The organism is Streptomyces sp. NPDC051133 (assembly GCF_040682635.1).
In the GTDB taxonomy this organism is placed as follows: domain Bacteria; phylum Actinomycetota; class Actinomycetes; order Streptomycetales; family Streptomycetaceae; genus Streptomyces.
Map to the genome: position 1 here is coordinate 222,828 of NZ_JBFBBK010000003.1, position 25,493 is coordinate 248,320.

At 73.1% G+C, this 25,493-nt stretch carries 22 protein-coding genes; 6 read left to right on the plus strand and 16 right to left on the minus strand.

What is annotated here, in order from left to right; all coding sequences use genetic code 11:
* Positions 1-166 precede the first annotated feature (166 nt).
* From AB0N17_RS05460 to AB0N17_RS05470, 3 genes are all read right to left on the minus strand, one after another.
* A complete protein-coding gene (locus AB0N17_RS05460; RefSeq protein WP_366009798.1) occupies positions 167-763 on the minus strand; it encodes a DUF4232 domain-containing protein in 597 nt (198 codons plus the stop codon).
* A 130-nt stretch (positions 764-893) separates the two neighbouring features.
* Positions 894-2,531, minus strand: a complete 1,638-nt coding sequence (locus AB0N17_RS05465) for a sigma-70 family RNA polymerase sigma factor (protein WP_366009799.1) — start codon at positions 2,529-2,531, stop codon at positions 894-896.
* A 179-nt stretch (positions 2,532-2,710) separates the two neighbouring features.
* The gene (locus AB0N17_RS05470; protein ID WP_366009800.1) at positions 2,711-3,526 is read right to left on the minus strand and encodes an SAM-dependent methyltransferase; all 816 of its coding nucleotides are present in this window, start codon (positions 3,524-3,526) and stop codon (positions 2,711-2,713) included.
* Between the two features lie 302 nt (positions 3,527-3,828).
* Between AB0N17_RS05470 and AB0N17_RS05475 the strand changes: the two genes are divergently transcribed.
* Positions 3,829-4,488 (plus strand): alpha/beta fold hydrolase, encoded by a 660-nt coding sequence (locus tag AB0N17_RS05475; protein ID WP_366009801.1) that lies wholly within the window; start codon positions 3,829-3,831, stop codon positions 4,486-4,488.
* Positions 4,489-4,546: 58 nt separating this feature from the next.
* Here AB0N17_RS05475 and AB0N17_RS05480 read toward each other — a convergent pair whose 3' ends face one another.
* From AB0N17_RS05480 to AB0N17_RS05490, 3 genes are all read right to left on the minus strand, one after another.
* Positions 4,547-4,831 carry a hypothetical protein gene (locus tag AB0N17_RS05480; RefSeq protein ID WP_366009802.1) on the minus strand — a complete coding sequence of 95 codons (285 nt, stop codon included), beginning with the start codon at positions 4,829-4,831 and terminating at the stop codon, positions 4,547-4,549.
* Positions 4,832-4,895: 64 nt separating this feature from the next.
* Positions 4,896-6,032: a CapA family protein gene (locus tag AB0N17_RS05485; protein WP_366009803.1), complete on the minus strand. Its 1,137-nt coding sequence runs from the start codon at positions 6,030-6,032 to the stop codon at positions 4,896-4,898.
* An 82-nt stretch (positions 6,033-6,114) separates the two neighbouring features.
* Positions 6,115-6,483, minus strand: a complete 369-nt coding sequence (locus AB0N17_RS05490) for a hypothetical protein (RefSeq protein WP_366009804.1) — start codon at positions 6,481-6,483, stop codon at positions 6,115-6,117.
* Positions 6,484-6,645: 162 nt separating this feature from the next.
* Between AB0N17_RS05490 and AB0N17_RS05495 the strand changes: the two genes are divergently transcribed.
* The 3 genes from AB0N17_RS05495 to AB0N17_RS05505 all read left to right on the plus strand — a co-directional run bounded on the left by AB0N17_RS05495 (position 6,646) and on the right by AB0N17_RS05505 (position 9,479).
* Positions 6,646-7,908 carry an MFS transporter gene (locus AB0N17_RS05495; RefSeq protein ID WP_366009805.1) on the plus strand — a complete coding sequence of 421 codons (1,263 nt, stop codon included), beginning with the start codon at positions 6,646-6,648 and terminating at the stop codon, positions 7,906-7,908.
* A 186-nt stretch (positions 7,909-8,094) separates the two neighbouring features.
* Positions 8,095-8,655, plus strand: coding sequence for a DUF2243 domain-containing protein (locus AB0N17_RS05500; protein WP_366009806.1), 561 nt, complete (start codon positions 8,095-8,097; stop codon positions 8,653-8,655).
* Positions 8,656-8,669: 14 nt separating this feature from the next.
* Positions 8,670-9,479 (plus strand): cytochrome c oxidase assembly protein, encoded by an 810-nt coding sequence (locus AB0N17_RS05505; protein WP_366009931.1) that lies wholly within the window; start codon positions 8,670-8,672, stop codon positions 9,477-9,479.
* Between the two features lie 7 nt (positions 9,480-9,486).
* On the opposite strand, the gene AB0N17_RS05510 is transcribed toward AB0N17_RS05505, so the two are convergent.
* Entirely contained in the window at positions 9,487-10,110 is a 624-nt protein-coding gene (locus AB0N17_RS05510; protein ID WP_366009807.1) for a helix-turn-helix domain-containing protein, read from the minus strand.
* A gap of 154 nt (positions 10,111-10,264) precedes the next feature.
* Between AB0N17_RS05510 and AB0N17_RS05515 the strand changes: the two genes are divergently transcribed.
* Together AB0N17_RS05515 and AB0N17_RS05520 are read left to right on the plus strand one after the other, a co-directional pair.
* On the plus strand, positions 10,265-12,469 hold the full coding sequence (locus AB0N17_RS05515) for an MMPL family transporter (protein ID WP_366009808.1): 2,205 nt from the start codon (positions 10,265-10,267) through the stop codon (positions 12,467-12,469).
* A gap of 44 nt (positions 12,470-12,513) precedes the next feature.
* Positions 12,514-13,212, plus strand: a complete 699-nt coding sequence (locus tag AB0N17_RS05520; RefSeq protein ID WP_366009809.1) for a hypothetical protein — start codon at positions 12,514-12,516, stop codon at positions 13,210-13,212.
* A 13-nt stretch (positions 13,213-13,225) separates the two neighbouring features.
* Here the strand turns inward: AB0N17_RS05520 and gap are convergent, their stop codons facing one another.
* The 9 genes from gap to AB0N17_RS05565 form a co-directional block, all read right to left on the minus strand.
* Positions 13,226-14,221 carry a type I glyceraldehyde-3-phosphate dehydrogenase gene (gene gap, locus AB0N17_RS05525; RefSeq protein WP_366009810.1) on the minus strand — a complete coding sequence of 332 codons (996 nt, stop codon included), beginning with the start codon at positions 14,219-14,221 and terminating at the stop codon, positions 13,226-13,228.
* 106 nt (positions 14,222-14,327) lie between these two features.
* Positions 14,328-15,284 (minus strand): helix-turn-helix domain-containing protein, encoded by a 957-nt coding sequence (locus AB0N17_RS05530; protein ID WP_366009811.1) that lies wholly within the window; start codon positions 15,282-15,284, stop codon positions 14,328-14,330.
* A gap of 307 nt (positions 15,285-15,591) precedes the next feature.
* Complete coding sequence (locus AB0N17_RS05535; RefSeq protein ID WP_366009812.1) at positions 15,592-18,339, minus strand: bifunctional YncE family protein/alkaline phosphatase family protein; 2,748 nt, start codon at positions 18,337-18,339, stop codon at positions 15,592-15,594.
* Positions 18,340-18,343: 4 nt separating this feature from the next.
* Positions 18,344-19,708, minus strand: a complete 1,365-nt coding sequence (locus tag AB0N17_RS05540) for an ABC transporter permease (RefSeq protein ID WP_366009813.1) — start codon at positions 19,706-19,708, stop codon at positions 18,344-18,346.
* Positions 19,705-20,742 (minus strand): ABC transporter ATP-binding protein, encoded by a 1,038-nt coding sequence (locus tag AB0N17_RS05545; protein WP_366009814.1) that lies wholly within the window; start codon positions 20,740-20,742, stop codon positions 19,705-19,707. Before AB0N17_RS05545 ends, AB0N17_RS05540 begins: the two co-directional genes overlap by 4 nt.
* Before the next feature lie 183 nt (positions 20,743-20,925).
* Entirely contained in the window at positions 20,926-23,100 is a 2,175-nt protein-coding gene (locus tag AB0N17_RS05550; protein WP_366009815.1) for an FUSC family protein, read from the minus strand.
* Positions 23,101-23,181: 81 nt separating this feature from the next.
* The gene (locus AB0N17_RS05555) at positions 23,182-24,039 is read right to left on the minus strand and encodes a biotin-dependent carboxyltransferase family protein (protein WP_366009816.1); all 858 of its coding nucleotides are present in this window, start codon (positions 24,037-24,039) and stop codon (positions 23,182-23,184) included.
* On the minus strand, positions 24,036-24,683 hold the full coding sequence (locus AB0N17_RS05560) for an allophanate hydrolase subunit 1 (RefSeq protein WP_366009818.1): 648 nt from the start codon (positions 24,681-24,683) through the stop codon (positions 24,036-24,038). Before AB0N17_RS05560 ends, AB0N17_RS05555 begins: the two co-directional genes overlap by 4 nt.
* Positions 24,680-25,432, minus strand: a complete 753-nt coding sequence (locus AB0N17_RS05565; protein ID WP_366009819.1) for a 5-oxoprolinase subunit PxpA — start codon at positions 25,430-25,432, stop codon at positions 24,680-24,682. The genes AB0N17_RS05560 and AB0N17_RS05565 overlap by 4 nt, the downstream gene beginning before the upstream one ends.
* Positions 25,433-25,493 lie beyond the last annotated feature (61 nt).

Sequence of the window (25,493 nt, forward strand, 5' to 3'; positions counted from 1 at the left end):
GGCTGCCGTCCCTGACGGCGCTCGGCCTCGACGGAGGGGACCAGGCCGGGCCCGCAGCCCCGGACGCGGGCACCGGAGACCGGTCACGCCGCGGCCCACCGCGTGACACGACGGCCGCGCGCTCTGTTCGGCCGCGCGCCGCGCTCTGTCTTCAGCCGCGGTGCGATCAGTCGTTCACCGGGATCCGGTAGGCGAGCGCGGTGACCCGGAGGTCTCCGTGGTCCACCCACTGCGGGAACTCGAGCGTCTTGTGGCTGGTCGCCGCCGGCGGCGTGACCTCCAGATAGGCGGCGTGGACGGCATCGGACGTACCGGTGTTGGCATGCGTCCAGGAGATGACGGCCTCGACACTCTTGCCCGTCCCGAGGGTCAGGGTGGACTTGGCGGGGCTCTTCGCGTACCAGGTGTCTCCCCAGTGGGTCGTCGAGGGGAGCACCCGGTGGGCGGCGTTCTCCAGGCCGAGGCCCGGGTAGCCCCGCAGCAGGCAGGTATGGGCGCTGGTGTTCTTCAGCTTGAGCACGACGCCCTGATGGTTCATGCCGCCGGCCAGGCCCTTGCCGAACGACGCCTTCAGGCCGGACACGGCGCAGGTCGGCGCCCCCTTCGCGGCACTCGCCTGACCGGCCTGCGCGACACCTGCTCCGGTGATCCCCAGCCCGACGACGGTCGTCGCGGCGAGCGTCGCCCGTGCGAACCGCCGGCGCCGGCCGGAGCGCGTGGCCGGAGCGCCCTGGGACTCGTGGTCGTGGTGCTTGTGCGTCATGGTGAACGTTCTCCCCTTCGTTCTCGGCGTTGTGTTCCGCCTTCCCTCAGGTGGGATGAGCACGGCGCGGGAAAAGTTCGCGGCCCACCCGACTTGCTGCCGAGGACATCCGCCCCGCCAAGGGGTGGCGTCACAGCTTGGCGCCGAAGTCCTGGGTCCACCAGGGGCCGCCGGGGCCCTGGTGGACGCCCACGCCGATGTCCTTGAAGGAGCAGTTGAGGATGTTCGCGCGGTGGCCGGGACTGTTCATCCAGGACTGCATCACGGAGTCGGCGGTCTGCTGGCCCTGGGCGATGTTCTCCCCGTAGGTGGACCAGCGGTAGCCCGCCGCGGTGATGCGCTGTCCGGGGTCGGCACCGTCGGGGTTGGTGTGGTCGAAGAAGTGGCGGGCGGCCATGTCGTCGGAGTGGCCCTGTGCCGCCTTCTCCAGTTCCGGGTTCTCGGTGAGCGGACCGCAGCCGGCTGCCGCACGCTCCTTGTTGACCAGCGCGACCACCTGACCGACGGTGCCCGACGGGGCGGACTGCGCCTGCGGGGTGGCGGCCGGCACCGCGGCCGGCGGGGAGGAGCGCCGGGGAGCCGGCGGACTCTTCCTGGCGGGCTTCGGTGTCCTGGAAGGGCTCGGTTTCTTCGGCTTCGAGGCGGACGGCGACGGGGAAGGCGACTTCGACGGCGTGGTCCCGACGGCGCTGGGTGCGGAGAGGTCGACGGCGGGGGCGTCCGCGGCTCGGTCGGCGCTCGCGCTCTCGGATCCGGTTCCGGGCCCCGTGCCGAAGTACCACAGGCCGCCTCCCGCGACGCAGGCCGCGACGACGGCACCGCCGAGGGCGCGGCGCCGGTAGCGCCGGCGCCGACGGGACTCGCTGCGGGAGGTCCCCCGGCCCCGCGTGGCACGTGGTCCGGTCCCCGGGCCCGATCCGGTCGGGTCTGAGGAGGTGCCGAGCGGGGTGGCGAATCCGGCCTCGGCCGCCCCGCCGGTGGCGGAGCGCACGCTCTCGACCAGCGCGGTGGACGCCGCGACGAGTGCCAGACCGGCCAGCAGTCCCTCGGCGGGCATCAGTCCGCTCCACAGGCCGTTGCAGCGGGCGCAGCCGCGGGCGTGCCGGGCTATTCGTTTGCGCCACAGTGCCGAGGGCCTGCCGTCCCAGGGGGCGAGGACGACGCGGAGTTCCTCGCACAGCGGGCGTGCGTCGAGCGCGCGTACCACCACGCGGGCGGCCTCCAGCTGCGCCTTCATCCGCTGCACGCGGACGGCCGTGTGCTGGGGCGACAGGTCCAGGGCCGCGGCGACCTCGGCGCGGGTCAGCTCGCCGGCGCACTCCAGCCACCACAGCGAGAGCAGCCCCCGGTCGTCCGGCTCGAGCCAGCGCGTCGCCCGCGCGGTCTCCTGGCGCTGCCCGGCGAGCTGCAGCTGCATCACCGTCAGGTCGACGAAGTCGGCGCCCGGATCGGCCAGGTCCTCGGCCTCCTCCACCCCGGCAGGGGCGGACTGCCGGTCCTGCCAGTGCGTGCGGACCTGGTTCATCGCGATCGCGACGAGCCAGGAGCGGAAGCGTTCCGGAGTGCGCAGACCGCCCAGGCCGTCGAGGGCGCGCAGCATGGTCTCCTGGACCACGTCGTCCACATCCACCGAGCCGTTCAGGGCGCGGCCCACGATGTTGTAGACCAACGGGAGATAGGCGTTGACCAAGGCGTCCTGGGCCCGTATGTCACCCTCCCGGGCAGCGGTCACCAGTGCCGCCGTCTCCACGGCGTGCTGTGCGCTCATCACATCTTCCCTGTCCTCGACGCCGGACGATTGTGTCCGATACCTGGGAGACGGTTCGATGCGCCCCGGATAACACTTGTTCGAAAAAGACAGACTTTTTCCGCGTGGTGGCTCAGCGTCGCCGCAGGGGGCACCGTCCGCCACCGCGGGCCGGGGGTGGCGGACGGCGCGTGCCGGCGTTACGGCTTCAGGGCGAGGCCGCCGTGCTCGGCGACGGTCTCCGGGGTGGGCGAGCCCGGCTCGGGGCGCCACTGCGTGACCGGGACGACGCCGGGCTCGATGAGCTTCAGGCCGTCGAAGAACGCCGTGATCTCCTCGACGCTGCGCAGGTTGTACGGGACTGCGCCGCTGCTGTTGTAGGAGTCCTGCGCCTGCTCGAAGACCGGGTCGATCCCGCGAGATCCGTCGTTGACGGAGAGGTGGCTGCCGGACGGCAGGGCGGCCATCAGCCGGTCCACGATGCCGCGGGCCCGGTCGTAGTCGGCGACGTGCCCGAGGATGTTGCTCAGGATGAGCCCGGTCGGCCGGCTGAGGTCGAGCGTCTCGGCGGCCGCCGCGAGGATCCGCTCCGGATCCGTGACATCGGCGTCGACGTACGCGGTCGCGCCCTCGTCGGTGGAGTAGAGCAGGGCACGGGCGTGTGCCAGGACCATCGGATCGTTGTCGACGTACACGATCCGGGCCTCCGGAGCGATCCCCTGGGCGACCTCGTGGGTGTTCTCGGCCGTCGGCAGGCCGGTGCCGACGTCCAGGAACTGCCGGATACCCGCTTCGCGGACCAGATACGTGATGTTGCGGCGCAGGAAGGCACGGCTGCTGCGGGCGATGGTGACGATGCCGGGGAAGACGGCGCTGTAGGCGTCACCGGCCTCCTCGTCGACGGGGTAGTTGTCCTTGCCGCCCAGCCAGTAGTTCCAGATACGGGCCGAGTGCGGCACCGACGTGTCGATCTTCCGGTGCTCCGCCTGCTCGGGCGTCGTCGCGGGATCAGTCATGAGTTCGTGTCCGTCTTCCAACCGAGGCATGGATCATTCACCGCACAACATACGTCCGAACCTCCGCCCCGCGCCCGCCAGTTCGCATCCGCGGCGGACGGGCAGCCGTCGTGCTCGGTCCCACGCGTACCGCCGGGCCCCGCGCGGTGCTGCCGGCCGGCCGTCGGGTGGACAACCGTGCACCGCGCGCCGCGCTGCCGCGCCGGGCCTCACGCCGATAGCAGTCCCCGCACCGGGGTACCTGGCGTACGGAGCCTCGCACGCGCTCCGAGCCGCACTGTCTTCCGGAGAAGTTGATCGCGATGAACACCGAGACGGTTGTGGTGCCCGCCGACGGCGGCGTACTCCCGGGTGATCTCGTGGTGCCCGAGTCCGCGCGGGCCGTGGTGCTGTTCGCGCACGGCAGCGGCAGCTCCCGGCACAGTCCGCGCAACCGGGCGGTGGCCGCCACGTTGCGGGAGGCCGGGCTGGGCACCCTCCTGATCGATTTGCTGACCGAGGAGGAGGAACGCCGGGACGTCGTCACGGCCGAGCACCGGTTCGACATCCCGCTGCTGGGGCGTCGCCTGGTGGCCGCCCTGGAGTGGCTGGGCACTCAGCCCCGTACGCGTGACCTGCCCGTCGTCCTGTTCGGCGCGAGCACGGGTGCCGCCGCCGCGCTGCGAGCCGCCGCCGAGCACCCCGACCGCGTCCTGACCGTGGTCTCGCGCGGCGGGCGTCCGGATCTGGCCGGGGACGTGCTGCCCGCCGTGCGCGCGCCGGTCCTGCTCGTCGTCGGCGGCCTGGACCACGAGGTGCTGCGGCTCAACGAGGAGGCCGCGCGGCACTTGCGCGTCGCCGGCCGCGTGCACGTGATCCCGGGCGCCACCCACCTCTTCGAGGAACCCGGCGCCCTGGAGCAGGTCGCCGAGACGGTCCGGGAGTGGTGCAAGGAGTGTCTGGGCGCGGCACCGGCGCCGTAGCCGTGCCCCGTCGGGCCCTCCTTTCGTGCGAGCCGCCAGGGCCCACCCGTGCGTCCGGTCAGCCCGCCGATCGCGGCGGCGTCCCGCGTCCCGCGCCCCCGTGGACCACGGGGCCGTGCTGACGATGGCGATGCACGGCCGCGGTGGTCATCATCGCCAGGCCCAGGCAGAAGACGAGCGCCAGCGCGAGGCCGGCGCTGAACAGCGCGAGCCCGTTCACGGTGGCGATGGTGTGATGGAGCACGGACACGGTGTATTCGGGTCCGCCGGCGAGGTTGCCGGCGATCGCCAGGGCGGTGAACGCTCCGGTGCCCACGAGAAGAAGCAGTCCGAGGAAGATCATTTCAGTCATCTCCCCATCAGGCGACGATGTGGCACCTCACGCGTACCCAGCCCCGGTCGGCGGCTCACCGCTCGCGCCGCCCCGGGGCGTCCGCCGCCGCCGGTACGAGGGTGAGCATGCCGTCGGGTCCCGCGCCGATGGCGGCGCCTTCACTGATCCGCTCCAGGGTCGCGCGCAGCCAGGCGCGATCCGCGGCCGTGGCGGGTTCCAGCCGCATGCGCCGCGCCCGCAGGCACATGATCCGTACGCCGGTCAGCCGCCCGGTGTCCGCCTCCACCGAGACCAGGTGGCCGAGCCGGAGGTCGTCGCGGTACTCCTCGTAGCCGGAGATGCCCTCGTAGTCGTCGATGAAGTCGCCGCAGCCGTGCAGGACCAGCCGGCCGCGGTACACCTCGACGGGGCGGGGATGGTGCGAGGAGTGTCCGTGGACGACGTCGACGCCGCCGTCGACCAGGGTGTGCGCGAAGCGGATCTGGTGGCGGGGCACGTGATAGCCCCAGTTGGAGCCCCAGTGGACGGACACGACCGCGATGTCGCCCGGACGCTTCGCGAGCCGCACGCGTCGGACGGTGGCCTCCGCGGCCGCGTCCGACAGCTCGCGGACGTACGCGACGCCGGACCGGTCCGCGGTCGCCGCCCAGCCGGGCGGGATGCCGCTGGACTGCGCGCCGAGGCCGAAGACCAGCACGCGGCGGCCGGACCCGACCGGGACGGCCACCGGCGCGCGGGCCTCGTCGGACGTGCGTCCCGCGCCCGCCGTCCGCAGCCCCGCACCGGCCAGCGAGTCCAGCGTCTCCGCCAGGCCCCGCCGGCCGAAGTCCAGCACGTGGTTGTTGGCCAGGACGCACACGTCGGGCCGGGCCGCCGTCAGGGCCGGCAGGTTGGCCGGATGCATGCGGTAGTGGATCCCCTTGCCGGGTGCGAACGTGTCGCTGCCGGTGACGGCGGTCTCCAGGTTCACGATGCGGGCGTCGGGGGCGGTCCGCTCCAGCACCGGCAGGGCCGCGCCCCAGGGCCAGGACGGGTCGACCGGGGCGGGGATCGGCCCGTTGACCGCCTCGGCCAGGTCCACGTACGTCCGTGCGTCCGCGACGTAGTCCTCGCGCAGCACCGGGCTTCCGGGGTGCGCGAGGATCTGGTCGACGCCGCGTCCGAGCATCACGTCACCGCACAGGAACAGCGTCACCACGCCACCGCCCACACCTCCACGCTAGGCCCTCTCCTTCGGACCTTGCCGGGGTCGCGGGGCCGGGCACGCACCGGCCGACCGGTGCGTGCGCGCGTCATCGCGCGTCGTCGGCCCGTGGCTGCCGAGCGGTGAGTTCGCCGTCGGGTGTCAGGGTGAACCGGGTGCGGTCCGCGGTCGTGGCGGTGGCCGGGGTGCCGTAGGCCTTCAGGCTGAAGTCGTCCGCCTTGCCGTAGGCGCCGGTCGCCTCGGCGGCGTGGCTCCAGGAGTTGACCCGCACCCACACCGACCAGTAGGGGACCCGCTTCTCCCGCCACGGTCCCCAACTGTCCTGCGGCAGCAGCCCGGCGCCTCGCCCGGAGAACAGGTACCAGCCGACGAGTCCGAGCAGGGTCACGGCGGTCACGGCGGTCATGGCCATGAACCGCGGCGCGGCCGGCCGGCGGGGAACGCGGATGACGGGCACGGAGGCTTCCTTCCGTTCGGGTCGAGCTCTGCCGGAGGCGAAGACGGCTATCCGCACGTCCGCGCTCCCGTCCGGCCATTCTGGCAACTGACTTGCTCTTGCAAGTAAGATGCAACAAGCTGTTCGGGTCCTTACCTCCTGCCTGCGACACGGAGCCCGGCCTTGCCCCGTCTGATGCCGGACGCCGGACCACAACGCGTCCTGGCGGCCTCGAACTTCGTCTACACCGTCGGCAGCGGCCTGTACCTGACGGCCGGAGTGCTGTACTTCACCGAGGCGGTCCACCTGCCCGCCGGTCAGGTGGGGCTCGGGCTCGGCATCGCCGGTCTCGTCGCGCTGGCCCTGGGCGTCGCCGTCGGTCACCTGGCGGACAGACACGGGGCGCGCGGCGTCTACGCGGCCACCCTCGTCGTCCAGGCCCTGGCCACCACCTGCTTCGTCCTGGTCGACGGCTTCTGGCCGTTCGTGCTCGCGGTGTGCGCGGCCGCCGGGGCGAAGGCAGCCGGTACAGCCGCCCGCAGTCCGCTCGTCCGGCACTACGGAGGGGACCGGCCGCAGGAGTTCCGGGCCTTTCTCCGCGCGGTGACCAACGTCGGCGTCTCCCTCGGTGCGGTGGGCGCGGGCTGGGTGGTCCAGGCCGGCACTCTCACCGCCTATCGGCTCATGGCCGTGGGCAATGCGCTCGCCTTCGTGACCGCCGCGGCACTCCTGGTCCTGCTGCCGCCGGTCACGCCCGTCCCCGTCACCGGCGGCCCGCGCCGGATCGCCCTGCGCGACCGTCCCTACCTGCTGCTCACCGCCCTCGACGGCGTCCTCGCCATCCAGTTCAAGGTGCTCACCGTGGCCATCCCGCTCTGGCTGGTGGGCGCCACGACCGCTCCGCACTGGCTCGTCTCGGGGACCATGCTCACCGGCACGGTCATCGTCGTCGTGTTCCAGGTGCGGGCGAGCCGCGGCATCGACTCACCCGAGGCCGGCGGCCGTGCCTACCGGCGTGCGGGGGTGGCCTTCCTCGTCTCCTGCTCGATGGTCTCGCTGTCCGCGGGGCCGCCGGGGTGGGCCGCCGCGACGCTGCTCCTCACCGCGGTGGTGATCCACACGGCCGGGGAGCTGTGGCACTCGGCCGCCGGCTTCGAGGTGTCCTTCGCGTTGGCTCCCCGGCACGCCACGGGGCAGTACCTGGGGGTGTTCGGGCTGGGCGCCGGACTGGCCGAGGCCTTCGGACCCGGTCTGCTCATCGCGCTCTGCATCACCTGGGGCCGACCCGGCTGGTACGTCGTGGGAGCCGTGTTCGCCCTGACGGGCTTGGCAGCGCCTGCCGCCGTGCGCTGGGCTCGACGGCACACAAGCCACCCGGAGGAAAGCCGAGTTGACGGGAAAGACGTCTCCGCGGTCATCGAATACGCGTCAACGCCGAAGCCGTGACGTGCGGTCGACGTCCCGTCCCAGCACGCCGCCCCACCTGTCCCGAAGCAGCGACGGCGGCTCAAACGGGCGCAGACGTTTCGGGCCGATGCCGGTCCGGCGGGGTGGTTTCGACCGTTCTGCGGGGAAGGCGTCTTCATCCGGGGGCTCGGCAGCGCGAGGCGCGTCAGCGGATGGAGGAACAGCATGGCCACTCCCACCGGCGGGACTCAGGGCACCGCTCCCGCAAGTCTCCAGCTGCCGGGCATCGTGCTGGGGGTGGGACTGGGCGGCTTCCTCGACGGCATCCTGCTGCACCAGCTCCTGCAGTGGCACCACATGCTCTCCAGCACCAACCACGACCGCATCGGGGTGAAGTACTACGACCCGCACACCGTGTCCGGTCTGGAGATGAACACCGTGTGGGACGGCATCTTCCACGTCGTCTGCTGGCTGGCCGTCCTGACCGGCCTGGCCGTCCTGTACTCCCGGGTCACCCACGACCGGCGCCGGGTGTGGACCTCACGCGTGCTGTGGGGCTGGATCCTCGCGGGCTGGGGCCTGTTCAACGTCGTCGAGGGACTCCTGGACCACCAGATCCTCGGCATCCACCACGTGCACGGCGGCCCCCACCAGATCTGGTGGGACATGGGCTTCCTCGCGCTGGGCGCCCTCCTGCTGATCGGCGGGTACCTCCTGCAGCGCGGCGGCCGGCCCTTCGACCCCGGCGCTCCGGGCGGCACCGGCCGTCGCGCGCGGAGCGCCTGATGGGCCATCACGACATGACCGTGCACGACCACGGCGCGGCCGCCGACGCGCCGGCCACGGCAGGTCTCGTACTGGCGCTGCTGGTCGCCGCCGGCCTGTACGTGCACCTGGCCCGCCGGGCGCGCCGGAAGAACCCGGTCCTGGGGTGGGGACGGTGGCGGACGGCTTCCTTCCTGGCCGGCGTCGTGCTGCTCGGCGTGGCCTTGCTGCCGCCGCTCGCCCCGTTCGCGCACACCGACTTCCGCGGCCACATGGTCCAGCACATGCTCATCGGCATGTACGCACCGCCCGCCCTGGTGCTCGGTGCCCCCGTCACCCTGCTGCTGCGCACCCTGCCCGCCGCACGGGGCCGGCGGCTGACGGCCGTCCTGCACGGCCGGGCCGCCCGCACGCTCGCTCACCCCGCCACGGCACTGCTCCTGTCCACCGGCAGCCTGGCCGTGCTCTACTTCACCCCGTTGTACGACGTGATGAGCCGTCACCTGTGGGCCCACTGGCTCCTGCACGTCCACTTCCTGCTGTCGGGGTGCCTGTTCGCGTACGTCATCGCGGGGCCCGACCCCGCACCCGCCCGGCCGGGCGTACGGACCCGCCTGGTCTACCTCGGTGTCGCGGTCGCCGCGCACGCCGTGCTGGCCCAGCTCATGTACGGCGGCTTCTGGGTCTACGTCCACGCACCGGTCGAGCAGGTCCAGGGCGGCGCGGAGATCATGTACTACGGCGGCGACATCGCCGAACTGCTGCTGGCCGCCGCGCTGGTCGCCACATGGCGTCCCGCCCCACGGCGAACGCGGGGGCCGCTTCCGCTCCGGCCGACGGGCTGACCCGCCGTCAGGAACCTGCGGGCGAGCCGATCTCGCGCAGGAGGCCGAACGCCCGCAGCAGGGGGCCGGGGCCGGCGTCCGTGATGCCGGAGGCCCGGCGCGCCCGGCGGGTGCGCAGGACCGCGCGGACCGCGGAGAGGGCCGCGCACGCGATCACGGCCGCCTTGAGGTCGGCGTCGGGCGTGTCCCGGGGCAGCCGGCGCTGGACCAAGACGGTGAGCCGCTCCTCGAAGTCCGAGAAGGCCTGGACGAGGCGGGTCGTGACGACGTTCTCGATGTCCTCGAGCGGGTGGCTGAGCGCGGTGAGGGTGGAGGCCGCGAACGGCTCGGCGGCGTCCAGCAGCGCGTTGCACACCGCGTCCAGGGGCTCCTCGTCGGCCGGGCGCCGGGAGAGCGCGTCCTCCACGTAGGCGAAGATCTCGACGCCGTCCGGGAGCAGCAGCGCTTCCTTGCTCTCGAAGTACCGGAAGAAGGTGCGCACGGAGACGTTCGCGTATGCGGCGATGTCCGCGACGGTGGTGCTCTCGAAGCCCCGCTGCCCGAACAGGCGGGCCGCCCCCTCCAGCAGCAGGCGCCGCGTCTCCTCCTTTTTGCGTTCGCGCAGTCCACCGGGGGCGATCTCACTCTGCATGGGCCGAGCCTCCGCCATGGTGTCGTGACTGTCAATCGGCACGCGTGTCACGTCCGCCGGGCCGCCCGCGACTTCTGTCATGTCTGCCAATTGTCATACGTGCCACTTTCTCTCTAGAGTTCGTGTCACTCGTGCCACTTTCTTTGGAGACCCGGTGCCCCGACCACCTCAGCACTCCCCCGCGCCGACCGTGGCGCTCACCGACGCGCACCCGCCAACGGACCCCCCGCCGGAGCGCGGCGGGCCGAGCGGCCTCGGCCGGTTCTGCGCGCGGCATCCGGCCGCGGTCGTCGCCGTATGGCTGCTGGTGCTGCTCGCCGCCGTCGCGGGCAGGCACCTCGCCGCGCCCACCTTCAGCGACCAGGTCAGCCTGCCGGGCACCGCCTCGGCGACCGGTGCCGATCTGCTCTCCGCCTCGATGCCGCGGGCGGGCAGGCCCAGCGGCAAGGTCGTCCTCCATGCCGGTTCCGGCACGGTGGCCGACCGGCGGTCCGCGGTCGACCGGACCCTGTCCGAGCTGCGCGGCCTGCCGCACGTCACCGCCGTCTCCGCGGTCGTGACCAGCACGGACGGACGTACGGCGTACACCACCGTCTTCTTCGACGAGCAGCTCAAGAGCCTCGGTCACGACTACACCGCGCGACTCGACACGGCGACGGCGCCCGCCCGGGCGGCGGGGCTCGGCGTCGGTTACGGCGGCGATCTCGACCAGGTGGTCCGGGAACCCGCCGACGACAAGCTGAGCGAGGGCGTGGGCGTGATCACCGCCCTGGTGATCCTGCTGCTGGCCTTCGGCAGCGTGCTCGCCGCCCTCCTGCCGCTGGTCACCGCGCTGATCAGCGTCGGCGTCGGGCTCGGCATCGTGGGCATCGTCGCGGCCACCCTCTCCTTCGCCACGTCCGCCACCACCCTGGCCGGCATGATCGGACTGGGTGTGGGCATCGACTACGCCCTGTTCCTGACGACACGCTTCCGCCAGGACCTCGTCGACGGCCATGACCCGGTCGAGGCGGCTGCCCGCACGGCGCGCACCAGCGGACGCGCCGTCCTGATCGCCGCTCTCACCGTGGCCGTGGCGATGCTGAGCCTGTACGCGTGCGGACTGAGCTTCATCGGCAAGATCGGCCTGGCGGCCACCCTCGCCGTCGTCGTCACCGCGGCGGCCGCGCTCACTCTGGTTCCCGCGGCGCTGGGGCTGGTCGGGCGGCGCATCGACCTGATCCGGGTGCGGCGCCCCGTCGCCGAGAGCAAGGGAGCGCACGACGGCTGGCACCGCTACGCGCTGCTCGTCTCCCGGCGCCCCTGGACGTTCCTGGTCCTCGGGCTCGCCGTCCTCGGCCTGTGCTCCGTACCGCTGTTCGCGATGCGCCTCGGTCACGTCGACGCGGGGGCCGACCGGACCGGCAGCAGCACCCGCAGCGCGTACGACTGGATCGCGCACGCGGACGGGCCCGGCTTCGGCGCGGGGGCGAACGGTCCGGTCGTCGCCGTGGTCGACGTGAGCGGGGCGGACACGGCCGCCGACCGGATCTCCGCCGATGTGACCGCGGCTCTCCATGACACCGACGGCGTGGCTTCCTTCACCCCGGTCAAGGCGAGTGACGACGGAAGGATCCTCGTCACCACGCTCACGCCGGTCACGGGTCCCCAGGACGCCGCCACCGGAGCCCTGCTCGGCACCCTGTCCGGGCGAACGCTGCCCGAGGCCCTCGACGGCACGGGCGCCCGGGCCTATCTCACCGGCAGCGTGGCCGGTCAGGCCGACTTCCGTGACACGGTCGGGCAGCGGCTGCCGATCGTCGTCGGCATCGTGCTGGTGCTCGCCTTCCTGCTGCTGATGACCGTCTTCCGCAGCCTGGTGGTCCCGCTCAAGGCGGTGGTGCTCAATCTGCTCACCACGGCCGCGTCGTACGGGGTGCTCGTCGCGGTCTTCCAATGGGGCTGGGGCGACTCGCTGCTGGGGCTCTCCGAACCGGTGCCCATCGAGTCCTACGTCCCGATGATGATGTTCGCGATCGTCTTCGGGCTGTCCATGGACTACGAGATCTTCCTGCTGTCCCGGATCGCCGAGGCATGGCGCCGGACCGGGGACAACCGGCTGTCCGTCGGCGAGGGCCTGTCGGCGACGGCGCGCGTCATCTCCGCCGCGGCCTTCATCATGACCGCGGTGTTCCTGTCCTTCACCGCCTCGCCGACCGTGGTCGTGAAGATGCTCGCCCTGGGACTGGCGATCAGCGTGATCGTCGACGCCACGGTGGTGCGCCTGGTCCTGGTGCCGTCCGCCATGTTCCTCATGGGCAGGGCGAACTGGTGGATCCCCCGGCGGCTCGACCGGGTCCTCCCGCAGGTGCACGCGTGACCGTCCCCCCGCCCCCGACCCGACCGAACCGGAGCAGTGACCACGTGACCTCCAGCCGCCGGAGCAGGATCCTCGCGCTGCTCGCGTCCGCCGCGACACTGGCCGTCGTGACCTGCGGGACCGACCTGTTCGTCGAGCACAGGACCGAGGGACGGATCGCCGCCCATGCGTCCCGCCGGCTGGATCCGCAGGGCCCGGTGCACGCCCACCTGACCACACCGCTCGCCGGGCTGCGCACCCTCGCAGGCGACGTCGGGGACGTCGAGGTGAGCGCGCGGGGCGTACGGCGTCAGCACACCGTGATGGACGTCGACATCCGGCTGAAGGACGTCACCACGGACGGTGACAGCGCCGGCGGCACCGGGACCGCCACCGTCGGATACGACCAGGTGACCCGGCGGCTGGGCGCGCTGGGCGACGGCCTGACGGCCGCCGGCCAGGACGGCGACCTGCTGCTGAGCGGGAGCGCCGGGCGTCTCGGGCTGCCGTTCACCGTACGGGCCAGGGTGACCGCGACCGCGCGCGCCTTCACCGTCACGCCGACGACGGTGGACGTGCTCGGCCGCAGCGTGGCCGTCGGTGACCTCGCCTCCCTGCCGGCCGCCTCCGGGCTGCGCAGCAGGCTCGCACCCCGGACCGTGGCCGTCACCGGACTGCCCCGCGGCGTCGCCCTGACCTCGGCGCGGGCGGCCGGCGACGGCCTCGTCCTGGGCTTCTCGATCGCCGCCGGGCAGCGCCTGTAGGGAAGGTGTCCGGTCAGCGGGCGAGGAGTTCGAGGGTGTCGATCACCCGGTTGGAGAAGCCCCACTCGTTGTCGTACCAGGCGACGACCTTGACGTGCCGGCCGTCGACACGGGTCAGGGCCGAGTCGAAGATCGACGAGGCCGGGTTGCCCGTGATGTCGGACGACACGAGCGGGTCCTCCGAGTACTCCAGGATTCCGGCGAGCGGGCCCTGGGCCGCGGCGCGGTACGCCTCCAGCACGTCGTCCCGCGTCACCTCGCGGGTGACCGTCGTGTTGAGTTCGACGATCGAGCCGACCGGAACCGGCACGCGGATCGAGTCGCCCGACAGCTTGCCGTCGAGCTCGGGCAGGACCAGGCCGATCGCCTTGGCGGCGCCCGTGGTGGTCGGCACGATGTTGACCGCCGCGGCGCGGGCGCGGCGGGCGTCGCGGTGCGGACCGTCCTGGAGGTTCTGCTCCTGCGTATAGGCGTGCACGGTCGTCATGAAGCCGTGCTCGATCCCGGCCAGTCGGTCCAGTACCGCGGCCAGGGGCGCGAGCGCGTTGGTGGTGCACGACGCGTTGGAGACGATCGTGTGCGCGGCCGGGTCGTAGGCGTCGGTGTTCACCCCGAACGCGAGGGTGACGTCGGCGCCGTCCGACGGCGCGCCGACCAGCACCTTCTTGGCACCGGCGGCCAGGTGGTCGCGGGCCGCCGCGGCCGAGGTGAAGCGTCCCGTCGCCTCCAGGACGAAGTCCACCCCCAGCTCGCCCCACGGCAGTCGGCCGGGTTCGCGCTCGGCGAGCACCCTGATGCGCCGGCCGTCCACCACGAGGGCGTCGCCGTCGACGGTCACCGGGCGGCCGAGCCGGCCGGCCGTCGTGTCGTAGGCGAGCAGCCGGGCGAGAGTGGCGGGCTCCGTGAGGTCGTTGACGGCGACGACGTCGAGGGTGCTGTGCCGTTCGAGCAGGGCGCGCAGCACATTGCGTCCGATGCGGCCGAATCCGTTGATGGCGATACGCGTCATGAGTGGTGTCCCTTCGGTTCGCCACCAGGTTCGCGTGCGGCCCTCGGCCGTGACAGCGGCGTGATCGCCATGGTTCGCAAGGATCGCGCCACGCGCGCCGGTCGGGCTACTCGCCCTGTGCGAAGGTGCGCCGGTACTCGGTGGGGGTGGTGCCGAGGATGCGCTGGAAGTGCAGCCGCAGATTGGCACCGGTGCCGAGACCGACGTCGGCGGCGATCTGCTCGATGCCGCGCGCCGAACGCTCCAGCAGTTCGCGGGCCATGTCGATGCGGGCGCGCATGACCCACTGCATCGGGGTGTAGCCGGTGTCCTCCGCGAAACGCCGGGAGAAGGTGCGCGCCGAGACTCCGGCGTGCCGGGCGAGGGCCTCCAGGGTGAGGTGCTCGCCGAGCCGGTGCAGCGCCCATTCGCGGGTCGCGGCGAACCGCTCGCCGAGCGGCTCGGGCACGCTGCGCGGTACGTACTGCGCCTGGCCGCCGCTGCGGTAGGGAGCCGCGACCAGGCGCCGGGCCGCGTGGTTCGACGCGGCCACCCCGAGGTCGCCGCGCAGGACGTGCAGACACAGGTCGATGCCGGAGGCCGCGCCTGCCGACGTCAGCACGCTGCCCTCGTCGACGAAGAGGACGTTCTCGTCGACCCGGACGAGCGGGTGCTTCGCCGCGAGGGCCCGCGTGTAGTGCCAGTGCGTCGTCGCGCGTCTGCCGTCGAGCAGCCCGGTGGCGGCCAGCGCGAAGGCGCCCGTGGAGATGGCCGCGAGGCGCGCGCCCCGGCCGTGGGCCGCGAGCAGTGCGTCGACCACCGTCCGGGGCGGGTCGTCGCGGTCCGGGAACCGGTAGCCGGGAACGAAGACGATGTCGGCCCACTCCAGCGCGTCGAGGCCGTGGGCGACGGAGTACGACAGCCCGTCGCCGCCCGTGACCAGACCGGCGGCCGCGCCGCACACGCGCACCTCGTACGGCATGCTCGCACGGGTCGTGAACACCTGGGCCGGGATGCCGACATCGAGCGGCTTCGCCCCTTCGAGCACCAGGACGGCGACACGGCGCAGGCGGGAGGACGGCACGGTGAACAGGGTAAGCCCGGCACCGGGCCGGGTCATGGTGCCGCGGCCGGCTCGGGGACCGGCCGCGGCACACCCCAGGACCCTGGGCGGAGCAGGAGGAACTCGCCCAGGCAGGATTCGGGTTTCCAGTTCGCACGGCCGCAACCGGCGCCGTACGGGTGAATGTGGGCGCTACGGCCAAAGCGCCCGCATAAGGGACGTACCGTCACCCGGTCGCCGGGGAACGCCTGTTCCCCTCCGTGAGCCGGGAGGGCCCCCGGGCCCGGCGGTGATGCCGGCCGGGGGCCCTCCGTGCGAGCGGGGCGGGTCAGCCGTCGGACTCCGACGACGGGATGTAGGCGCCCGGCACGTCGTTCGGCGCGTAGATCGTGTGCTCACCGGGGTACGGCTTCGTCCAGTTGTGCGTCTGGTACCAGGTGAAGTGGTTCATCTGCGCGGGGTTGGCGAAGTCGGGGATGGCGTGGGACCCGGTCAGGTGCTGCTTGGACTTCCACGTGTCCCACTGGGCCGCGAGCGTCCGCTTGTCCGCCGGCACCTTGGACGACGGCACCGCCGCCGCCTTGGGGTCCTGCGGGGCCGGGGTGTCCACGCCGCAGGAGGGCGGGGTCTTCAGGCCGTCGGTCAGCGAGGTCCGGTTGGGCAGCGCGGTGAACGGCGCGTAGTCCGGGCGCCGGGTGAAGGCGCCGGTCATCGGGGTGGCCGCGCTGTCCTTCTGGTTCATCGGGTGGACCCCGAGGATCTGCTCGATCGTCCGGATCATCGTGATCTGGGAGTAGTAGTGACTGTCGACGGCGCCGTGCTGGGCCCAGGGGCTGATGATCTGGATCGGCGCACGGTGGCCGTCGACGTGGTCGAGGCCGGCCTGCGAGTCGTCCTCGACGACGAAGATCGCCGAGTCCTTCCAGTACTTGCTGTGGGAGATCTCGTCGACCATCTTGCCGACCGCGAGGTCGTTGTCCGCGACCTGCGCCGACGCGCTCGCCGGACCACCGGTGTGGTCGTTGGAGAGCCAGAACATGTTGAGGTTCGCGGGGCCGTTCTTCTCGAAGTCCTGCTTCCAGATCTGGTACTTGTAGACGTCCGGGACGTCGAGGTCGAACATCGGGAAGCCGGGCGCCGACACGGAGTTGAGGGACGGGATCGCCGAGCCCGTCTGTATGGGGTAGGCGGTGGGCTGCCCGGTCGCGTCCATGTTCTTGGCGTCGCAGTAGAGGTTCTGCCAGGTCGCGCCGGCCGGCTTGCTCTCGATCGACTGGAACTCGCCGAAGTCGCGCACGGTCTTCCCGGCCGCCTGCGCACCCGTCCAGATGAACCCGGACTTCTGGTGGCCGAGGGCGTCGTTCTCGGTGTCGTAGCTGCGCGCGTACTCACCGGCCGAGGACTCGGTGTACTCCGGGTCGTCGGCCTGCATCAGCCAGTTGTGGCCCTCGGCGGAGTTGGTGCCGATGTCGTACGTGTTGTCGTACAGGCCGAACTGCCGGGCCAGCGCGTGCTGGTTCGGCGTCACGTTCTCGCCGAACTGCGTCACCGACGGATCGCCGTCGCCCTCCGGCACGTCACCGAAGACCTGGTCGTAGGTCCGGTTCTCCTTGACGATCAGGAAGACGTGCTTGATCGTCGAAGGGTCGCCGAGCCGCGTCGGGACCGGCACCGCCCGGGCATGGCTGCTGCCCTTGGCCATCGAGACCGAACCGGGCGTCCAGCCGTTCTGCTTGAAGACCTTCGCCGTCTGCGACCTGATGACGCTGTCGTCGGGCAGCGTGAACCGCTGCACACTCGACGTGGTGTCGTGGGTGCCGTGCCCGGCCGCGGTGGTGGGGCGGCGGGCGTCGATGCCGCGGGTGTTGGAGACCAGCACCTGGTCGCCCACGGTCGTGATCTCGGCCGGGAAGTAGTCCGTCGGGAGCAGGCCGACGTAGCTCACCGGCTCCAGCGGGCTGCGGAAGCGGTAGACGGCGACGGCGTTGGCCCGGCCGAGCGTCACCAGCAGCCGGCCGTCGTCGGTCAGCGTCACGGCGTTGGGCTCGTACCCGACCGACGCCTCCGGCCAGGGCTGGGTGGAGATGGTCTGGACGACCTTGTCCCGGCCGGTGTCGATGACCGACACGCTGTTGGAGGCCGTGTTGGTGACGAACAGGGCCCTGCCCTTGGCGTACAGGGCGGTCGGGTGCAGACCGACGGCGATGCTCGACGGGGCCGCGGACGGGTTCGCCAGGTCGATGACGCTGACCGTGCCGGTGGTGGTGGCGCCGGTCTTCGGGTCGGCCGGCACGTCGGTGCCGTACGAGTTCATGGTCGTGTCGCCGGACTGCGCCGGGCGTCCGCCCTCGTTGCCGACGTACAGCTTGCCGCCGACCACGACCAGGTCGCGCGGGGCGTTGCCCACGGACCAGCTCTGCTTGACGGCGCCGGTCGCCGCGTCGATGGCGACCACCCGGTTCTGGCCGTTGACGGCGGAGTACACGGTGGAGCCGTCGGACGAGAACACCGCCTGGCCCACCAGCGCGTGCTTGGCCCCGTCCGCCGGGATCTTCACCGACGTCGGGCTGGCGACCGTGCCGTCCGGGTTCACCGTGAACCTGGTGTAGCCGTCGGTCTGGGCGAGCCACAGCTGCGTGCCGTCGGGCGAGTACGTGGGGCCTTCCTGGCCCACGGAGTTGCTGCTCAGGCGCGGCGCCGACGAGGCGGCGGTGCCGACGACCTGCTGCACCTTCCAGTTCTTCACGTCGACGATGGCCAGCGCGCTCCCGCCGTCGGCGACGGAGGCCGCGAGGTGGGTGCCGTCCGGGCTGGGCGAGGACGACATGATCTTGCCGTTGTTGATGACGAGGCGGTCACCGTAGGGGGCGATGTACTGGTCGCTGGAGATGACCTGGCCGCGGTCTGTCACCTGGCCGACCTGGTCGGTGCCGAACTGACGGGTCTGGGCGTAACCGATGCCGGCGGTGACGGCGAGGACGACCGCGGTGGCGCCGGCCGTGAGGGTGCTCCGGTGACCGATGCGTCTGCCGAGGAACTCCCTCTCGGCGGGTCGGCGGTTGCGGGTTACCTGCATGGAGTCATCCCTTCGAGGAACGAAGAAGTCCGACATTGCCGTCGAACTGCCACAGGGGGTTCGGTGCGTCCCCGGTCGGGGTCCGCACCAGGAAGTAGCCGTTCACTTCCTTCGGTCCGTCGCCGTCGGCGACGAACCGCCCGTCGGAGGTGACGTCGAGCTGGTAGACGGCCGTACCGGTGGCCTCGACGCCGGGGAGATGCCACGAGACGACGCAGCGCCAGTCGTTGCCGGGGCCCTCGGCGGCGACCTTGACGCTGCCCTTGTCGCACGTCGCCGTGGCCTTCAGCCGGGCTTCGGTGACGGCGGGGCGGTTGAGCTGCTCGGTCTGCAGGCGGTAGAGGTGGGCGAACTCCGTGGCGAGGGAGTGCTGCACCTTGTCCTGCGAGATCCCGGAGCCCGTGGCCCCGGTCACCGCCGCCACGACGGCGATCGTCACGGCGACCAGCCCGGCGAGCGGGAGCAGCCCGGCGGTGACGGCGCGGCGCCCCGCACCGTCGTCGGTCAGGTTGGTGAAGTCGCGCCGCAGGAAGAGCACCTGGGCCAGCGCGGTCGCGGTCACCGCCCACACCAGGCTGACGACGATGCCGATCAGCAGCGGTCCGAGCTGTGCCGGAGCGGTGAACAGACCGTTCCAGGCGATGAACGCCCAGCTGGGCAGGGCGAGTCGGACGGCGACGGGCAGGGGCAGCATCTGGGCGAGCTGCATCGCGAGCGCGACGACCGCCGGGAGCAGCAGCCCCATCGGGGAGCGGCCCAGCGCGACGGATCCGAGGAGGCCGATCCCGGCGAGGGCCAGGGTCGGGGCGAGGACGCACGCCCAGGCCAGCAGCACCCGTCCGGCGGCAGCGCCCGGGGCCAGCGAGTGACCGTCGAGGCCGACCAGCGGATGGTTGCCGACCGCGACGAGCCCACCGATCGTGCTCGACGCAGCGAGCCCGGCCACGAGCAGCAGGATCACGGTGAGACTGGCCAGTGCCTTCGCCGCGAAGATCCGGCGGGGTGAGCGGACGGCCACGAGCAGATGGCGCCAGGTGCCGAGCCGGTCCTCGGAGGCGAACACGTCGCCGGCGACCACGGAGGTCAGCAGCGGCAGCGCCCAGGTTCCCGAGAAGCCGAGGATCACCAGGGGGCCGGCCCACCCCGTGGCCGGCATCCAGCGGCCGAAGAGCGTGTCGGCGGGGAGCGTGCTCTGCCGGCTCACTCCGGCGACGAAGAGCCCCGGTGCGATCCAGCAGGCGAGCACCAGCAGGCGGATCCGCCACTGGGAGACGAGCTTGACCAGTTCGAAGCGGTAGCCGCGGGCCACCGAGACCCGGGCGGCAGTGGCGGCCTCGGGGGCGGCGGTCGCGGGCGCGGTCGCGGTCATCTGCCGGCCTCCTGTATCTGCTGGGTGCTGAGCTCCTGTTGGGCGCCGGGCTGCTGCCGGCCGCCGGCCTGCTGCCGGGCTCCGGGCTGCTGCCGGCCGCCGGTCTCCCGTTGCTCGGTGAGGGCCAGGAAGGCCGCTTCCAACGGGGAGACGACAGGGGCGAGTTCGCGCAGCGCGACACCCGACCGCACGAGCCGCACGACCAGTTCGTCGAGGGCGGGCACCCGTGCGCGGACGACCAGCGCATCGCCGCCGTGGCGCCCTCCCGGGCCGTCGACCACCTGCGTCCCCGGCGTCTCACCCACCAGCCGGCGGGCGGCCCGCGGGTCTGAGGTGACGAGCCGGTAGTCGAGTTCACGGTTCTCCGCGGCCAGCTTGGCCTGCGGTCCGGAGAAGACGACCCGTCCGGTGGCGATGATGGTGACCTCGGAGCACAGGGCCTCCAGGTCGTCCATGCGGTGGCTGGAGAGCACGACGGCCGTCCCCTCCGCCGCGAGCCGGGTGAGGACGCCGTGCACGTGCCTCTTCCCGGCCGGGTCCAGGCCGTTGGACGGTTCGTCCAGAACGAGCAGGCGGGGCTTGGTGAGCAGGGCGGCGGCGAGCCCGAGCCGCTGCCGCATGCCCAGCGAGAAGCCGCGGGTCCGGTCGTCGGCGACCTCGGTGAGTCCGACCTCGTCGAGCACGTCGTCGATCCCGGCCGCTCGCGTGCCGTGGCCCCGGAGCCCGGCCAGCGCGGTGAGATTCTGCCGGGCGGTGAGCGAGGGGTAGAGACCGGGGCCGTCCACGAACCCGGCGACGCCGTCGGGAGCGGCGTACGTCCGCCCGACCGGTGCGCCGAGGATCTCCAGGCTGCCGCCGTCGGCGACGGCCAGGCCGAGCAGGAGTCCGAGGAGTGTCGTCTTGCCGGCCCCGTTCGGTCCGACCAGACCGTGGATCTGACCCTGCGTCACATCCAGATCGACGCCGTCGAGCGCGACGACGTCGCCGAAGCACTTGGTGACGCCACGAGCCCGGATCGCGAGGAGTGAGTCCATGAGCCCCTTCTTTCGAAAAACCTCAAGGACCCTAGGGATCGCACATCACACAAGGAGGGGCTCTCAGTTGAACGCTTACGGAACGGAAGACGGCCCGAAACCGCCGCGCCGATAGCCGAAACCCCTCAACTCACAGGGAATCGAGGGGTGTTGAACAGGTATGGGACAGCGTCGAGGGCCTGGTCAGGCGTGGGGCGGCCGCGGGGGCCTCGGAGCACCGTCCGGACCGGGACCGCCTCGGGCGATCCTGGTCATATCGGCCATCAGCGAGTCCAGCCACGACACGGTCGCGTAGTACAGCCGCGGTGCACCGGGCGGCTCGGTGCCGAAGCCGTCGAGGGTCGGATCGATCAGCGGGACCTGCCCGGTGGGCGTGTCGCCCGAGGGGTCCAGCGCCGCCGAGACCAGCAGCATCCGCCCGGCCACCCGCTCCCCCAGCTCGTTGACGGACTCGGCCGCGACGGGGCCCATCCCGGTGAGCGGCGGCTTCAGCAGCCGGTCGGATCCCCACAGGGTGTGGTGTCCGGCCATCAGCGTGGCCTGCCAGTCCACGGCGCGCAGCGCGGCTCCGTGCGCCGGGCCGCCGAAGGAGTGCGGCTCGCTCTGGAACTGCGCGTACGCGGACTCGGCGAGCACGACCGCGTGCTGCAGCGACCGGTGGCGGGGCGCACCGGACGAGGCGACGACGGCACCGCCTCCCGCCACCGACGCCCCGGTCGCCACCACGATCTCCGCGGCCCTGCGCAGGAGCTCCGCCGCCGCATGGCGCAGCTCGTCATGGGCCCCGCGCGGCCAGGCCAGCAGGCCGAAGACGGCGCCGATCGCGCTGCCGACCAGTACGTCGAGCATCCTGACCTCGGCCAGCCGCCAGGTCGGCGGCGCCAGCTGGGCGAAGACCAGGGCCACGAGGACCGTGAACATGCCCTGGGCCCAGCCGACGCCCTTGACCGGGCCCACGGTGAAGGCGAACAGCATCCACAGCGGCAGTACGACGGCGTACACGTTGGTGTGGGGCCCCACCAGGGCCAGCACTCCGGCGGTGAGCAGGGCCCCGGCCAGCGTGCCCGTGAGCGCCCGGCGGATGGTGCTCCAGGTCTCGTCCACGGTGGTCCGGGTGAGGGTGAGCGTCGCCAGCGTGGCCCAGAAGCCGTGGGGCAGCGTGTCCACCCCGGCGACGAGCCGGGCCGCGGTCAGGGCCAGGGCCAGGCGGATCGCGTTCTGGAAGAACACCGACCGGCGCTCGGTGTGGCCGCGCACCCGGTGCCACCACAGGGTCGGCGCCCACGCCGTGGCGTACCAGAACCGGCCCAGCGGGATCTCGGCCTCGGCGTGCCGGCCGCGTACCGCGAGATCGGACGCCGCGCCCATGGCGAGCGCGGCGTCGGCGATCTCCAGGACGGCGGCGTGCCGGCGCAGTACGGGCGGCGGGTAGGCCGGCGCGGGCGAGTCGGGTTGGGCCGGGCCCGCGGAAGCGGCCGACAGGCGGGCGCGTGCCCCGACCAGTTCCTCGACCTCGGCCGCCGGCGACGGCCCCGCCCGCAGGCAGTCCCCGGTCGCCGTGGCCAGCCGGGCCACGGCGGACAGGACGGCCGTCACCTCGGGCCCGGGACGCCCGTCCGGCGCGGCGGGCAGTTGCGCGAGCCGGCTGAGGAGGGCGCGCGTGGCGAGCCCGGTGTGCGCGAGGGCGCGGTCGCGCACTCCGGGTCCGGCCGGACGTTCCGCCTCCGGCACCATCAGGGACCGGAGCGAGGTGCCGGTCTCGTGGGCGACCCGGATCTCCGCGTCGGTCAGGGCGTGCGGGGGTGCGGCGAGGCGCGTCGCGCAGCGGGCCGCGATCCCCGCGGCGTGGGCGGCCCGTTCCCGGTACGGGGGCGGGCTGGGCTCGGGGAAGACGAGCGCCTCCACGGCGATGAACAGGGCGAGTCCGGTGGTCGTCCCGATCAGCCGGTCGTCGAGCGTGTCGGGAGCGTACGGCGGGAAGGACGGGAGGATGTAGAGGAGTTGCAGGCCGGGTGCCGCGCCGGCCGGTCCGGGACCGCCCACGGCGGAGAAGGCCAGGGTGAAGCCGACGGCCAGCATGCCGAGGACGGCGCTCCAGGTCCGCACCGACAGATAGGTGCCGGCGACGACCAGCACCCAGCACACCGGGACCAGGCGCAGCACCAGCGCGGCGCGCTGGCGCCCCGTGCCCGGGATCCTGGAGAGTCCTCCCAGGGCGACGGCGGCGAACAGGGCATAGGTGGCCGCGACGGGGCGGTCGAGGCCGTAGCGGAAGAGGTAGAACCCGGCCGCGGCGACCAGCGTCACGCGTACCGCCCGTCGGCCCGAGGCGGCGTAGTCCGCCGGGAGTCGGCGCACCCCTCCAGAATCGCCCACCACCGGGCACCCGGCACGGCAGCGGCCGGCCGGCGGGTGGCTCGGGTCCCGTCGGCCGGGAGGTCACCCGAGTGTGAAACGGACCGGTGTCCCCGCCGCGGCCTGGGCCGCTGCCGCCAGGGCGGCTTCCGGCACGACGCCGATCACCGGGTAGCCGCCGGTGGTGGGGTGGTCGTGCAGGAACACCACCGGGCGCCCGTCCGGTGGCACCTGGACGGCGCCGAGCACCATGCCCTCGCTGGGCAGCTCGCCCTCCGACGCGCGTTCCAGGGGCGGTCCTTCGGTCCGTAGCCCGATGCGGTTGCTGTGCTGCGACACGCGGTACGTCGCCGAGGTGAGGGTGTGCAGCGCGGTGGGGGTGAACCAGTCGGCGCGGGGGCCGAGCCGCAGCGGCAGGGTCAGCGCGGTGGGCGGTGCCGGCCAGGGAGCGGTGTCGGCGGGCGCCGCCCGCCGCGCGGGGGTGCCCAGCGGCAGGACCTCCCCGTCGCGCAGGGGGGCCGGGCCGAGTTCGGACAGCAGGTCCGTCGACCGGCTGCCGAGGACCGGATCGACGGCGATGCCGCCGGCGACGGCCACGTACGCGCGCACGCCCGCTCGCACCCCGCCGGCGTCCAGGACGGCTCCCGCGGGCACCCGTACCGGCGCTCCCCAGGCCACCGGGCGCCCGTCGACCGTCACCGGGCAGGGCGCGCCGCCGACCACGACGGTCACGGCGCGGTCGGCACGCAGGGCGCACCCGGTGAGCGTGGCCTCCAGCACGGCGGCGGCGGGGTCGTTGCCGAGGAGCCGGTTGGCCAGCGCCATGGCGGCCGCGTCGAGGGCGCCGGAGCGGGGGACGCCCAGATGGGCGTGGCCGCGCCGGCCGGAGTCCTGGACGGTGGTGAGGGCGCCGGCGCGTACGACGGTGAGCCCGGCGGTCATGACGCGCCGTCCTCGGGCACGAACCGCACCCGGGCCCCCGGGGTGAGGAGCGCCGGTTCGTCCCGGCCGAGGTCCCACAGCGGTGCCGGGTCCGGCATGGTGCCGATCAGCTGCCAGCCGCCCGGGGTGGCACGCGGGTACACCGCGCTGTAGGGGCCGGCGAGCGCCACCGCGCCGGCCGGGACCCGGGTGCGCGGTGTGTCGCGGCGCGGGACGTGCAGGGCCGCGGGCAGGCCGGTGAGGTAGCCGAAACCGGGGGCGAAGCCGCAGAAGGCGACGCGGTAGGTGTACGCGGAGTGCCGTGCGGCGACCTCGTCGGCGCCGACGCCCCACCGGGCGGCCACCTCGGTGAGGTCCGGGCCGTCGTAGCGTACGGGGATCTCCACGGCTCCCCCGGCGTCGGCGGCCCGGGGCGGCACGTCCCACCCGGCGATCCGGCGCGCCAGTGCCTCCGGGTCCGGCACGCCGTCCAGGAGCACGGTGCGGGCTCCCGGCACGATCTCCTCGACGGGGGGCAGGGTTCCCGCCGCGCGGCGCCGCAGCAGTTCGGCGTGGAAGGCCGCGGTGCGCTCCGCGTCCGGCAGCTCGACGAGCAGCGCGTGCCGCCCGGCGGGGCGCACGTCCAGGAGCCGGTCCGACGTCATGCGAAGGCCCTGACCTCGACTCCGGCCGCCGCGAGGGCCTCACGCACGCGTGCGGCGATCCGGGCGGCGCCGGGTGTGTCGCCGTGCACGCACAGCGAACGGGCGGCCACCGCGACGGTCGAGCCGTCCACGGCCTCGACCCGGCCGTCGACGGCCATCGCCACCGAACGCCTCACCACCGCGTCGCCGTCGGTGACCACCGCGTTCGGTTCGCGGCGCGGGACCAGCGTGCCCGCGGGGGTGTAGGCGCGGTCCGCGAAGGCCTCCGGAATACCGGTGAGGCCCGCCTCCCCGGCCGCGCAGAGGAGCCGCGACCCGGGCAGGCCCAGCACCGGCAGCGCCCCGCCCGCCAGTCGCACGCCGGCGACCACGGCGGCGGCCTGCTCGGCGTCGTGGACGGTGCGGTTGTAGAGCGCGCCGTGCGGCTTGACGTAGGCCACCTCGGCCCCGGCGGCCTGGGCGAAGACCCGCAGGGCGCCGATCTGGTAGGCCGTCTCGGCGGTGAGTTCCCCGGCCGGCACGTCCATGGCGCGCCGGCCGAAGCCGGCCAGGTCGCGGTAGGAGACCTGTGCCCCGATCCGTACGCCGCGTTCGGCGGCGAGGTCGCAGACGCGGCGCATCACCGACGGGTCGCCGGCGTGGAAGCCACAGGCGACGTTGGCGCTGGTCACGACGGAGAGCAGGGCCTCGTCGTCGGTCAGGGTCCAGCGGCCGAAACCCTCACCGAGGTCTGCGTTGAGGTCGATCACACTCCGAACGTAGCCGATTGTTGAACGATCCGACAAGGAGGCGATTCCCCCGGTCAGGATT

Excerpts from the sequence above, each read along its gene's own strand:
- AB0N17_RS05460 (WP_366009798.1), bottom strand. The coding sequence starts at position 763 with ATGACGCACAAGCACCACGACCACGAGTCCCAGGGCGCTCCGGCCACG.
- AB0N17_RS05465 (WP_366009799.1), bottom strand. The coding sequence starts at position 2,531 with ATGAGCGCACAGCACGCCGTGGAGACGGCGGCACTGGTGACCGCTGCC.
- AB0N17_RS05470 (WP_366009800.1), bottom strand. The coding sequence starts at position 3,526 with ATGACTGATCCCGCGACGACGCCCGAGCAGGCGGAGCACCGGAAGATC.
- AB0N17_RS05475 (WP_366009801.1), top strand. The coding sequence starts at position 3,829 with ATGAACACCGAGACGGTTGTGGTGCCCGCCGACGGCGGCGTACTCCCG.
- AB0N17_RS05480 (WP_366009802.1), bottom strand. The coding sequence starts at position 4,831 with ATGATCTTCCTCGGACTGCTTCTTCTCGTGGGCACCGGAGCGTTCACC.
- AB0N17_RS05500 (WP_366009806.1), top strand. The coding sequence starts at position 8,095 with ATGGCCACTCCCACCGGCGGGACTCAGGGCACCGCTCCCGCAAGTCTC.
- AB0N17_RS05505 (WP_366009931.1), top strand. The coding sequence starts at position 8,670 with ATGACCGTGCACGACCACGGCGCGGCCGCCGACGCGCCGGCCACGGCA.
- AB0N17_RS05510 (WP_366009807.1), bottom strand. The coding sequence starts at position 10,110 with ATGCAGAGTGAGATCGCCCCCGGTGGACTGCGCGAACGCAAAAAGGAG.
- gap (WP_366009810.1), bottom strand. The coding sequence starts at position 14,221 with ATGACGCGTATCGCCATCAACGGATTCGGCCGCATCGGACGCAATGTG.
- AB0N17_RS05535 (WP_366009812.1), bottom strand. The coding sequence starts at position 18,339 with ATGCAGGTAACCCGCAACCGCCGACCCGCCGAGAGGGAGTTCCTCGGC.
- AB0N17_RS05540 (WP_366009813.1), bottom strand. The coding sequence starts at position 19,708 with ATGACCGCGACCGCGCCCGCGACCGCCGCCCCCGAGGCCGCCACTGCC.
- AB0N17_RS05545 (WP_366009814.1), bottom strand. The coding sequence starts at position 20,742 with ATGGACTCACTCCTCGCGATCCGGGCTCGTGGCGTCACCAAGTGCTTC.
- AB0N17_RS05555 (WP_366009816.1), bottom strand. The coding sequence starts at position 24,039 with ATGACCGCCGGGCTCACCGTCGTACGCGCCGGCGCCCTCACCACCGTC.
- AB0N17_RS05560 (WP_366009818.1), bottom strand. The coding sequence starts at position 24,683 with ATGACGTCGGACCGGCTCCTGGACGTGCGCCCCGCCGGGCGGCACGCG.